Below are 11,625 nucleotides of genomic sequence, written 5' to 3' on the forward strand. Positions count from 1 at the left end.
TCCCGGAATTCGTTGCGGTTCAGCTGGACGCCAGCGGCTGGCCCTTGGTCTCGCGCAGGAACGCGATGGTGGCCAGGGTGATCATGGCGGTGGCGATCGAGGCGAAGGCCGGGATCAGGCTGGACCCGGTCGCCTTGATGAGGGTGGTCATCACGAGTGGGGCGCTGCCGCCGAAGATGATCGTCGAGATGCTGAACCCGATGCTGTACGCGGAGTATCGCACGGTGGTCGGGAACATCTCGGCGAGCACGGTGTGCACCACCGCGGCGTGCCCGGAGAACGCGATCGCGAGGACGGTCGTGCCGACGCAGGCGAGGGCGAAGTCGCCGGTCGTGATGAGCAGGAACATCGGGTAGGAGACCAGGGCCATCGCGACCGCGGAGATGGCGAGCACCGGCTTGCGGCCGATGCGGTCCGACAGCCGCGCCATGAGCGGAATGCAGATCACGATCGCGATCAGGCTGAACGCGGTGACGGTGAGCGCCTGCAGCATCGAGAAGTCGTGCTCGCCGAGCGAGGTCTTCAGATAGGTCGGCATGTACACGAACAGGAGGTAGTAGCCCGGACCGTTGAGCGCGGGCAGGAAGATCGTGATCGCGATCGCCTTGAGGTGCCGCTTGGAGGTGAACGCCTCCTTCAGCGGGTTTCGCACGACGGTGTTCCGCTCGCGGAGCGCCTCGAAGTGCGGGGTCTCCTCCAGCTTGCGGCGGATGTAGAAGCCGACGTAGCCGAGCGGGACGGCGAGGAGGAACGGGACGCGCCAGGCCCAGGACGTCATCGTGTCGTCGCCGAGCGTCGTGATGAGGACCGCGGAGAAGGCGCTGCCGAACATGAGCGCGACGAACGAACCGACGGCGATGAAGCTCATCGCGTAGTTGCGGCGGTGGTCTTCGGCGTATTCGCCGACGAAGGACATGGCGCCGGCCACCTCGCCACCGGCCGAGAAGCCCTGGAGCACGCGGAGCAGGAGCAGCAGGGCGGGCGCGGCCACGCCGATGACCTCGGCGGAGGGGATGAGGCCGATCGCGGCGGTCGCGGCGGAGATCAGCACCAGCAGGGTGGCCAGCAGCGATTTCCTGCCGAGCTTGTCCCCCAGGTATCCGCAGATGACGCTGCCGAACGGGCGCGCGATGAAGCTGACCAGGAAGCCGACGTTGGTGAGGAAGAGCCCGCCCGCCTCGGCGCCGCCCATGATGTTGATCGCCAGGTAGGTGACGAGCAGGCCGTAGATGCCGTAGTCGTACCACTCGACGAAGGAGCCGATCGAGCCGGCGATGGTGGCTTTCCGGACGACCTTGCCGTCTGCGGTGACGACGCCGACCGCGGTCGCGTCGAGTCGATCTGACGTGGTCATGGGGTTCACTTTCGGTGTCGCGGACTCCGTGAACGGTGTCCTGGCAATCGTGCGCTGAAGGTGGCCGCGATCGGCTGTTGCCCCATGTGACGAGGTGTTCCGCCGGCCTTCCGAGTCCTCGCGAGGTCGCCGACGGCACCTGACCGGAGTGCGACTCGACTCGCAGATGAGAATAGATTCACAGTTTAGGACGGTCAACCCCGAAGATTGCGGCGACGTTAAGCTTGCGCTTCCATCCCGTTCCACCAGTGCTTCTCCCCGCAATACCGGACCGACTTCGCCGGTTCAGCCTTGTCTCGCGGCACGGATGGAGGCACACTTGCTCGCACTAAACGAGAATTCTTTCGCATTTCTGGCGGGCCCGCCCTGAGGAGACTCCGATGACCCAAGACAACGTGCGCGTCAACACCGGATGGGAGCGCGTCGACGAGCACGTGCTCGAACAGCTCCGCCGGCACTCCGTGGCCAACCTCGGCGATGCCCTCGACCGGCTGAACATCGTCGACGGCGGGATCGCGCCGATCTGGAGCGGTGCCAAGGCCGTCGGCACCGCGCTGCCGGTGCTCACCGTCGCGGGCGACAACAAGGCCGTGATCGCCGCGCTCGACCACATCCGGCCCGGCGACATCCTCGTGATCAACGCCCTCGGTTACGACGGCCGCGCGATCATCGGCGACAACCTCGCCCAGCGGTTCGACGTGTTCGGCGCCGTCGGCGCGGTCGTCGACGGCTACGTCCGCGACTGCGCGATCATCGAAAAGCTCGGCGTGCCCGTCTTCGCCCGCGGGCTCACGCCCGCGGGCCCGTTCAAGAACGGACCGGGCAGCATCGGCGAACCGGTCGCCATCGGTGGCGTCGTGGTGAACCCGGGCGACATCGTCGCCGCCGACGACGACGGCGTGATCGTCATCCCGCCGCACCGCGTCGACGAGGCGCTCGCCGGGGTCGAGGAGATCGTCGCGCGCGAAGCCGGCCTGGACGCCGAGGTCGAGGCGCTGCGGAGCCAGCTCGCCTGATGGGAACCGAAAACCAGGGAACAGGCCGGCTGCGGGTCGCCGTCGCGGCGCCGCTGTCCGAGGAGAACTGCGCGCGAATCCTGGAGCTGGAACCGCGGATCGACCTCGTCGTCGACCACGCGCTCCTCCCACCCATGCGGTGGCCCGCCGACTTCGCCGGCGATCCGTCCTGGCGACGCACGCCGGAGCAGCAGCGCGCCTTCGAGGCCGCCATCGACTCGGCGGACGCGCTCTACGGCATCCCCGACGTGGACCCGGCGGCACTGGCGCGAGCGGTGCGGGCCAACCCGCGGCTGCGCTGGGTGCACACGATGGCCGCCGGCGGCGGGGGCCAGGTCAAGGCGGCGGAGCTCAGCACCGATGAGCTCGACCGCGTGCTCTTCACCACCTCGGCCGGTGTGCACGGGGCGCCGCTCGCCGAGTTCGCCGTTCTCGGCGTGCTCGCGGGGGCCAAGGGCCTGCCTCGCCTGAACCGCCAGCAACGCGACCGCGAGTGGAGCGGCCGCTGGACGATGGGACAGGTGAGCGAGCAGGAGGTGCTCGTGCTCGGCCTCGGCGGGATCGGCCGGGTCGTCGCCCAGAAGCTGCACGCGCTGGGCGCCACGGTCATCGGCACGAGCCGGAACAACATCAGCGTCGCCGGCGTTGCCGAGGTCGTGCATCCCGACCGGCTGATCGACGTCGCACCGGCGGTCGATGCCGTCGTGAACACGCTTCCCGGCACCTCGGCGACCGAGCACCTCCTCGACGGCCGGTTCTTCGACGCCCTCCGGCCCGGGGCCTCCGTCGTGAACGTCGGCCGCGGCACCGTCATCGACGAGGCCGCCCTGATCGACGCGCTCCGGTCCGGCCAGGTCGGTTTCGCCGCGCTGGACGTCTTCGAAGTGGAGCCGCTGCCGGCCGACAGCCCGTTGTGGGAACTGGACAACGTGCTGGTGAGCCCGCACACCGCCGCGCTCGACGCCGCGGAGGACCGCCTCATCGCCGAGCTCTTCGCCGCCAATGCCACCCGGCTGCTCGACGGACGGAGCCTGCTCAACCGCGTGAACACAGTCGAGTTCTACTGACCAGGAAGATCAGCGAAATGACCTCAGCTTTCGACCTCACCGGCCGGGTCGCCCTGGTCACCGGTTCGAGCCGCGGGATCGGGCTCAGCATCGCCGAAGGACTCGCGGACGCCGGGGCGACGATCGTGCTCAACGGCGTCGACCCGGTTCGCCTCGAAGCCACGCGCGAGGTGCTCGCCCAGCGCTTCGGCGACGACCGGGTCGAGGCACGGGCGTTCGACGTAGTCGACGAGGACGCCGTGGCGGCGGCCGTCGAGTCGATCGAGTCCGAAGTGGGCGCCATCGACGTCCTGGTGAACAACGCCGGCATCCAGCACCGCGAACCCCTCGTCGAGGTGAGCCTCGCGGACTGGCAGCGCGTGATCGACATCGACCTCACGGGCGCGTTCGTGGTGGGCCGCACCGTCGCCAGGCGGATGCTGCCGCGCCACGCGGGCAAGATCATCAACATCTGCTCGGTCCAGACCGATCTCGCGCGGCCGACCATCGGCCCCTACACGGCGGCGAAGGGAGCGCTGCGCAACCTCACGCGGGCCATGACGGCGGAATGGGCCGGCGAAGGGCTCCAGATCAACGGGATCGCGCCCGGCTACATCCACACCGAGATGACGCAGAAACTCGTCGACGACGAGGCGTTCAACGAGTGGATCCTCGGCCGCACGCCGGCCCGGCGCTGGGGAACGGTGGCCGACCTGGTCGGCCCCGCCGTGTGGCTGTCCTCCAACGCGTCCGACTACGTCAACGGCCAGGTCATCTTCGTCGACGGCGGCATGACGGTCGTCGTCTGAGAGGTTCGTTCGGAATGCGGCGTCAGCCGCATGCGGTGTGGGACTCAACTTGCACCGCCGCGGGTTCTCAGACGTCGTCTGGCGAGGACAGCCCCGACGCCGAGTATTGGTCATACGTAAGTCGGGGATCCCGGAGCCCAGACGGCGTTTGAGGTTCCGCTACCCGCACCGCCACGCAACCCATTCTGAAACCACCCCTGAGAACGGGAAAGTTCATGACAAGCAGCACCACGACCGCCGTCGTCGCCCACGGTGCCGACGACGTGCGGGTCGAGCAGATCGCCGTCCGGTCGCCCGAGCCCGGGGAGGCCGTCATCGCGGTCGCCTACGGCGGAATCTGCGGGTCGGACCTCCACTACTGGCAGCACGGCGCCGTCGGGGAGTCGATCCTGCGCGCTCCGATGATCCTCGGGCACGAGGTGGCCGGGACCGTCGTGCGGGCCGCCGCCGACGGCACGGGACCGGCCGCGGGCACACCGGTCACCGTCCATCCGGCCACTCGCGAGCACACCGACGTCCGGTTCCCCGCGAACAGCCCGAACCTCTCCCCCGGCGTGCGCTACCTCGGCTCCGCCGCGCGATTCCCCCACACCGACGGCGCCTTCGCCGGGGAGGTCGTGCTCCCCGCGACGATGCTCCGCGAGCTGCCCGCCGGGCTCGACCTCCGCGTCGCGGCGCTGGTCGAACCGGCCAGCGTCGCCTGGCACGCCGTTTCGCAGGCGGGCGACCTCCGCGGCAAGCGCGTGCTCGTCATCGGGAGCGGCCCCATCGGCGCCCTCGTCGTCGCCGTCGCCAAGCGCGCCGGTGCCGCGGAGATCGTGGCGGTCGACCTGCACGACAAGCCCCTCGAAATCGCCGCCGCCCTCGGGGCGACGCGGACCCTGACGGCCACCGACGCCGAGGCCATCGCCGCGGTCGACGCGGACGTGGTGTTCGAGTCCTCCGGCAACCACCGCGGGCTGGCGTCCGCCATCAAGGGCGCCACCCGCGGCGGAACGGTGGTCATGGTCGGTCTCCTGCCGACCGGTGACCAGCCCGTGCCGGTCTCGCTCGCGATCACCCGGGAGCTCCGCCTGGTCGGCTCGTTGCGGTTCAACGACGAGATCGACGAGGTGATCGCGGCGATCGCCGACGGTTCGCTGGTGATCGACCCGATCATCACCCACACCTTCCCCGTCGGCGAGGCGCTGGAAGCGCTGGGAGTCGCCGCCGACGCCTCGGTGTCCGGCAAAGTGCTGCTCGCCTTCTGAAGCGGACGACGATGGCAGCACCAGACATCGAGCCCCCACCCGTGGTCGTGATGGGCGTCTCCGGATGCGGCAAGACCACCGTCGGAACCCGGCTCGCCGCGGAACTCGGCGTGCGCTTCATCGACGGTGACGACCTGCATCCGGCCGCCAATGTGGAGAAGATGGCCAGCGGCACTCCACTCACCGACCAGGACAGGTGGCCGTGGCTCCACGACGTCGGCCGAACGCTTCGCGCCCACGAGGCGACCGGACTCGTCCTCGCCTGCTCCGCGCTCCGCCGCGCCTACCGGGACGCCATCCGCTGCGAGGCTCCCGGCACGGTGTTCGTCCACCTCGACGGTGGGCACGACGTCATCCGCTCCCGGATGGGCGCCAGGAGCTCGCACTTCATGCCGGCGTCGTTGCTGGCGAGCCAGCTCGGCACGCTCGAGGCCCTCGCCGAGCACGAACCGGGTTTCAGCGTCGACATCGACGCGCCCATCGACGTGATCGTCGGGAAAGCGCTGCACGCACTATCCGAACCAGAGAGGTCCACATGGACACCAGGACAGCAACCGCGAACATCGGCGTCGTCGGTCTGGCGGTGATGGGTTCGAACCTGGCCCGCAACCTCGCCTCGCGCGAAGGCAACACCGTCGCCGTGTACAACCGCACGTACGCGCGCACCGAGGAGCTCCTCGCCGAGCACCCCGAGGCCGGTTTCGTGGCGAGCGAGACGATCGACGACTTCGTCGCGTCGCTGGCGAGGCCGCGCACCGCGATCATCATGGTGCAGGCCGGGGCGGGCACGGACGCGGTGATCGACCAGCTCGTCGAGCGCTTCGAACCCGGCGACATCATCGTCGACGGCGGCAACGCGAACTTCCACGACACCATCGCCCGGGAGCAGCGGATCTCCCCCACCGGCATCCACTTCGTCGGCGCCGGCATCTCCGGCGGCGAGGAGGGCGCGCTCCACGGCCCGTCGATCATGCCGGGCGGCTCGGCGGAGTCCTACGAGACCCTCGGGCCGATCCTCGCCTCGATCGCGGCCATCGCCGAGGGCGAACCGTGCGTCACCCACGTCGGCACCGACGGCGCGGGCCACTTCGTGAAGATGATCCACAACGGCATCGAATACGCCGACATGCAGCTGATCGCCGAGGCGTACGACCTGCTGCGCACCGTCGGCGGCCTCCAGCCCGCGGCCATCGCCGACGTCTTCGCGAGGTGGAACGAGGGCCCGCTGGAGTCCTACCTGATCGAGATCACCGCCGAGGTGCTGCGCCAGGTCGACCCCGCCACCGGCCAGCCCTTCGTCGACATCGTTCTCGACCAGGCCGGTTCGAAGGGCACCGGCGTGTGGACCGTGCAGAACGCGCTCGACCTCGGCGTCCCGGTCGGCGGCATCGGCGAGGCCGTGTTCGCCCGCGCCGTCTCCTCGAAGCCGACGCAGCGCGCGGCAGTGCAGCGGATCGTGAACTCGCGGCCGGCGGTGCAGGAGGCCGACGCCTCCTTCGCCGACGACGTCGCCAAGGCGCTCTACGCCTCCAAGGTCGTCGCGTACGCGCAAGGCTTCGACGCCATCATCGCCGGAGCCGAGAAGTACGGCTGGGACATCCACAAGGACCGGATCGCCAAGATCTGGCGCGGCGGCTGCATCATCCGCGCCCAGTTCCTCAACCGCATCGCCGAGGCCTACGACGAGAACCCGGACATCGCCACCCTGCTCGAAGCGCCCTACTTCGCGCAGGCCGTCGCCGATGGCGAGGCGGCCTGGCGTCGCGTCGTCGCGACGGCCGCCCTCTCCGGCGTGCCGGTCCCGGGCTTCAGCTCCGCGCTCAGCTACTACGACTCGCTGGCGGTGAAGCGGCTCCCCGCCGCGCTGGTGCAGGGCCAGCGCGACTTCTTCGGCGCGCACACCTACAAGCGCGTCGACAAGCCCGGCACCTTCCACACCCTCTGGTCCGGCGACCGCACCGAGGTCGAAGTCCCCGGCCACTAGCAAGCCGCGTGCCTGCCGAGGGATCTCGGCAGGCGCGCCGGAAGTCCGGTCAGGACAAGCACTTTCCCGCCGGGGGTGGGGAACCCTCGCCACCGCTCATGACGTGGTGAGCGGGATGACCCGGCGGAACTTGCCACCGGATGACCGCTGCGGCGGCTCCTCGCCGCGTTCCAGCGTCACGTGGTCGGCTTCGCGCTCCGCAAGCAGGTGGCCGATCTCGTCGCGCACCGCCTGCCATACGCGGTCGGCGTCGGCGCCGTCCCTGGGCTGCAGACGCACGCGCAGCGTGGTGGGCGTGGTCTGGACGATCTGGAACCGGTCGACGCCGGGAGCGCGATCCAGCACGGTGCCGAAGAGCATCGGCGAGATGCTGACGTGCCCGCTGTTGCCTGCGGGGAAGGTGAGCACGTCGGCGGCGCGACCCGCTACCCGGATGGCTGGCAGCGGGTTGCCGCAGGGGCAGGGGTCGGGGCGGAGCAGGACGCTGTCGCCGAGGTCGTAGCGCAGGAACGGCTGGACCCGGTTGGCGAGGTTGCTGATCAGGACCGTGTGCGACGGCTGCCCCGCCGGGACCGCCCGGTGGTCGGCGTCGACCGGCTCGGCCACGGCCCAGTCGCTGTTGACGTGGTACCAACCTCGCGCGCAGCCGACGCTCAGGAAGTCGCATTCGGTGGCGGCGTAGGCGGCGCGGACCTTGGCGTGGAACGCGGCCGCGATCCGGTCCCGGGCGTCGGCCGCCAGCGTCTCACCGCCCGGCATGACGACCGACGGGCGGATGCGCAGGCGGCCGGCCTCTTGCTCCTCGGCGAGCTGCGTGAGCGTGCTCAGGAAACCGGCGAGGTTGGCGGGGTTGTACCGGTTGAGCTCGTCGACCAGGGTCGGCAGCGGCTGGTCGATCGGGAAGGACCGCATGATCCGGCCGAGCCGCGGGTGGTCGCGGCGGAACCGCTCCGCCGAGGCGACGGTGTAGAAGTGGCCGCTGGGTGCGGCGATGACGGCGGTGCGGCCGCCGCGGGCGAGCACTCGGACGACGTCGCGGAATCCCAGCAGGCCGCGGGTGCGTGACACGAGGGCGGTCGGCACGGCCAGGTTCCGCTCGTCCAGCACGAACAGCCCGCGCAGACCGCTGGTGCCGGAGGTGGTGGCCACCAGGTACCGGTCCTGGAACCGCGCCCCGACCAGGTCCGGGTCCGCGACGAACGCCTCGACCCGCTCGCGGGTCACCCGGCGGTCGGTGACCCAGTCGTCGAAGTGCCCCATCAGCGTCTTCTTGTCGGTGACCGGGAGCAGCGCCGGGTCGTCGACAGCGGCGGGCAGGTCGCGGTACAGCTCGCGGTAGTACGGCGAGTTCGCGCGGGCGTGGGCCACCGCCTCGGCCAGGCGGGCGCGTTGCCGCCGCGCGATGGCGGCGGGGCCCTGCCGCATGTCCCGTCGTGCCTCGCGGGCGAGGCGCCGGACGCTTTCGGTCATGATGAGCTGGTCCTCTCTGCGGACGGATCCGGGCTTTCCGCGGGCGGTCGCACCGAAACCAGGCCGTGCAGGGCGACGTCGAGACCGCGCCGGGCGGCCTCCCACAGCTCGTCCTGCGACTGTCCCAATTGGACACTCGCGAGACTCGCCTGCTGGATTGCGCCGAGCACGGCGCCGGTCATCGCCGCCGCCGTGATCTGGTCGAGCCGGCCGGGGAACGCCGCCAGCAGTTCACCGGCGATCCGCCGCTGCAGGTCCGACAGCAGGTACAGCCCCTTGGCCTGCAGCGCCGGCGTGGTCAGCGCCAGCCGGGCCGCCGCCGACAGCTCCGCGGGCTCCCGGCGGGGGACCTTGGGCCGGCGATGAGCGGCGTAGGCCTGGACCGCCCGCGCCAGCACCTCGCCCGGGCCCTCCTCCGGCCGGCGTTCCGCGATCGCCCCGAGCAGCACGTCGAAGTCCCGTTCGACGTCGTTGAACAGCACCTCGTCCTTGCTGCGGAAGTAGTTGAAGAACGTCTTGGGATCGACATCCGCCACGGCGGCGATCTCCGCCACCGTGGTCTGCTCGTACCCCTGTTCCTCGAACAACCTGACGGCCGCCATGACGATCCGGCGTCTGGTCAGCTGCTTCTTCCGCTCGCGCCGCGACTCCTCCACGACGCCAAGATACATCCACTGGAATTTTCCATCAACTGGAAATTTCAGGGCGACGAGCGCCGCCCCATCGGCGCGAAGGCGGCGAAATGCGATCCAGGGCCGACAGATTAGAGTGAACATTAGTTCATTCAAAAATACGGCGGTGGAGGCGGGAATGCCGAGGACGGCCGAGCAGTACGCGGCGATGCGCTCCGACACGCACGAGAAGATCCAGGCCGCCGCGATCGGCCTGTTCGCGCGGAAGGGCTTCGCCGCCACGTCCGTGCGGGACATCGCGCAGGCGGCCGAGATCAGCACGGGCCTGATGTACCGGCACTACGCGACGAAGGAAGCGCTGTTCGACGACCTGGCCTCCCAGGCCGCGGACGGCCTGGCCAGGGTGACGGCGGCATTCGAGCAGGCCATCGAGCAGGAAGCGCCGCCGGCGGAGCCGATCCGGGAGTTCGTGCGCGAGTTCGCCGCGGATCTCGCGGCCGACAACGGGTTCGCCGAGTTCTCCCTGATCATGAGCCAGGCGCTGGTGATGCCCGACCGGCTGCCGCACGCGGAGCGACTGGCGGAGCAGCACCGGGCGCTCGCCGCGCGCACGACCGAGCTGATCGAGCGGGGTCAGCGCCGCGGCGAGTTCGCCGGCGGCGCCGCCGGCGACCTGACGACGTGCTTCTTCGCCCTGCTCGACGGGCTCGCGTCGATGAAGTTCGTGCTGGGCGCGGACTTCACTCCCCCGGACCCGTCCGTCGTGACAGCACTGTTGATCAAGGAGGATCGGTGACGGTAGAAGTCAGGCGCGGGAGCGAGCTGGGCGAGGAGTACCGGACGGCGATCGCCGAGGTCTACGTAGACGGGTTCGGCGAGCACCTGGAGTACTTCTCGAAGGATCGCCGCAAGCTCGTCGAGACCTTCGAGCACATGCTCGTGCTCGACCTGTTCCACGTCGCGCTCGTCGACGGCCGCCCGGCCGCGATCGCCGCCTGCACCGACGGCGTCGAGGTCTCGACCAGGCACGACGCGCGCGTGCTGCGCAAGCACCTGGGGCTGATCAAGGGAACGATCGCCGATATCGGCTTCCGGCGGGAGTTCAAGCAGTCGTGGGCGCAGGCCGAGCCGAGAACGGCGTCGATCGAGTTCGTGGCGACGGCCGCGGCTTTCCGGGGGCGCGGAGTGGCGACCGCGCTGCTGCGGCACATGCTCGCCTTTCCGCAGTTCAAGACGTACGTGCTCGAAGACATCGCCGACACCAACGCGCCCGCGCTCGGCCTCTACGAGAAGCTCGGCTTCCGCGAGTTCAAGCGCAAGAAGGTGCGGCACACCAAGCGGACTGGGATCAACGCGTACGTCTCGATGCGCCTCACCCAGGCATAGCGCCGAGCGCGGCCGGGCTCCGGGCGACGATTCATGCAGAATCACGCATAAAACGCCAAACGGGTGAACGCGCTTTACATGATCACGATCATGACGCAGATCGAACCACCCACTCCGCACTCCGTCGTCCGGGCCATGGGCAACCTCGGCGCCGAGATCCAGACCCCCGACGAGGGCACCGGCCCGGGCGACATGCCGTTCCTGCTCGGCGCGCTGCTGACCCACGTCGAACGCCTCGTCGCCGAGCAGATCGGCGACCACAACGACGACGTCGTCCAGGGCTGGATCCTGGCGACCGACGGGGATCCAGGCGAGTCCCTGGAATTGCTGCACCGGCGCGTCCTGCTCCTCCAGCACCAGCTCGTCACCATCGCCGAGCACACCAATCCCGATGACGCCGGCGCGCAGATCCTCAACGCCTCCAACCACGCGGCGGTCGCAATGCTGTACCTGATCAGCCTGTGGGGCGTGTGGCGCAGCGACGACAACGACCCCGAATGGATGGAGAGCACCCGCAAGGAAGCCCTGGACCGACTGCAGGACGCCGTGTCCTACCTGAGCACCGACGTCCGGTACCAGTGACCCGCTTCCCCAAGCGACGCAACGGAAACACCTGACCGCCAGCCGCCGAGGCGGCGCCCTGATCCACGCAACGCGCTCGCGACGCTGGCCGCCGCG

At 69.9% G+C, this 11,625-nt stretch carries 12 protein-coding genes; 9 read left to right on the forward strand and 3 right to left on the reverse strand.

The genetic code is table 11. From position 1 onward, the window contains the following. Positions 1 to 19: 19 nt before the first annotated feature. Positions 20 to 1,354 (reverse strand): MFS transporter, encoded by a 1,335-nt coding sequence (locus AB0H93_RS12385; protein ID WP_358571527.1) that lies wholly within the window; start codon positions 1,352 to 1,354, stop codon positions 20 to 22. 380 nt (positions 1,355 to 1,734) lie between these two features. Between AB0H93_RS12385 and AB0H93_RS12390 the strand changes: the two genes are divergently transcribed. From AB0H93_RS12390 to gndA, 6 genes are all read left to right on the forward strand, one after another. Further along, positions 1,735 to 2,370 carry an RraA family protein gene (locus tag AB0H93_RS12390; protein WP_358571529.1) on the forward strand — a complete coding sequence of 212 codons (636 nt, stop codon included), beginning with the start codon at positions 1,735 to 1,737 and terminating at the stop codon, positions 2,368 to 2,370. Next, the gene (locus AB0H93_RS12395; RefSeq protein ID WP_358571531.1) at positions 2,370 to 3,437 is read left to right on the forward strand and encodes a D-2-hydroxyacid dehydrogenase; all 1,068 of its coding nucleotides are present in this window, start codon (positions 2,370 to 2,372) and stop codon (positions 3,435 to 3,437) included. The genes AB0H93_RS12390 and AB0H93_RS12395 overlap by 1 nt, the downstream gene beginning before the upstream one ends. A gap of 17 nt (positions 3,438 to 3,454) precedes the next feature. Further along, a complete protein-coding gene (locus AB0H93_RS12400) occupies positions 3,455 to 4,225 on the forward strand; it encodes an SDR family oxidoreductase (RefSeq protein ID WP_358571533.1) in 771 nt (256 codons plus the stop codon). Between the two features lie 215 nt (positions 4,226 to 4,440). Next, positions 4,441 to 5,475, forward strand: coding sequence for an L-idonate 5-dehydrogenase (locus AB0H93_RS12405; protein ID WP_358571535.1), 1,035 nt, complete (start codon positions 4,441 to 4,443; stop codon positions 5,473 to 5,475). An 11-nt stretch (positions 5,476 to 5,486) separates the two neighbouring features. Continuing rightward, a complete protein-coding gene (locus tag AB0H93_RS12410) occupies positions 5,487 to 6,062 on the forward strand; it encodes a gluconokinase (protein WP_358571537.1) in 576 nt (191 codons plus the stop codon). Next, entirely contained in the window at positions 6,011 to 7,459 is a 1,449-nt protein-coding gene (gene gndA / locus AB0H93_RS12415; RefSeq protein ID WP_358571539.1) for an NADP-dependent phosphogluconate dehydrogenase, read from the forward strand. Before AB0H93_RS12410 ends, gndA begins: the two co-directional genes overlap by 52 nt. Before the next feature lie 96 nt (positions 7,460 to 7,555). On the opposite strand, the gene AB0H93_RS12420 is transcribed toward gndA, so the two are convergent. Beyond that, entirely contained in the window at positions 7,556 to 8,929 is a 1,374-nt protein-coding gene (locus AB0H93_RS12420) for a phenylacetate--CoA ligase family protein (RefSeq protein WP_358571540.1), read from the reverse strand. After that, positions 8,926 to 9,600: a TetR/AcrR family transcriptional regulator gene (locus AB0H93_RS12425; RefSeq protein WP_358571542.1), complete on the reverse strand. Its 675-nt coding sequence runs from the start codon at positions 9,598 to 9,600 to the stop codon at positions 8,926 to 8,928. The genes AB0H93_RS12420 and AB0H93_RS12425 overlap by 4 nt, the downstream gene beginning before the upstream one ends. 139 nt (positions 9,601 to 9,739) lie before the next feature. On the opposite strand from AB0H93_RS12425, the gene AB0H93_RS12430 reads away from it, so the two are divergent. From AB0H93_RS12430 to AB0H93_RS12440, 3 genes are all read left to right on the forward strand, one after another. Next, positions 9,740 to 10,357 (forward strand): TetR/AcrR family transcriptional regulator, encoded by a 618-nt coding sequence (locus tag AB0H93_RS12430; RefSeq protein ID WP_358571544.1) that lies wholly within the window; start codon positions 9,740 to 9,742, stop codon positions 10,355 to 10,357. Further along, entirely contained in the window at positions 10,354 to 10,947 is a 594-nt protein-coding gene (locus AB0H93_RS12435; RefSeq protein WP_358571546.1) for a GNAT family N-acetyltransferase, read from the forward strand. The genes AB0H93_RS12430 and AB0H93_RS12435 overlap by 4 nt, the downstream gene beginning before the upstream one ends. 90 nt (positions 10,948 to 11,037) lie before the next feature. Then, complete coding sequence (locus AB0H93_RS12440; RefSeq protein WP_132490574.1) at positions 11,038 to 11,529, forward strand: hypothetical protein; 492 nt, start codon at positions 11,038 to 11,040, stop codon at positions 11,527 to 11,529. Positions 11,530 to 11,625 lie beyond the last annotated feature (96 nt).

The organism is Saccharopolyspora sp. NPDC050642 (assembly GCF_040654735.1).
Taxonomy (GTDB): Bacteria; Actinomycetota; Actinomycetes; order Mycobacteriales; family Pseudonocardiaceae; genus Saccharopolyspora; species Saccharopolyspora elongata.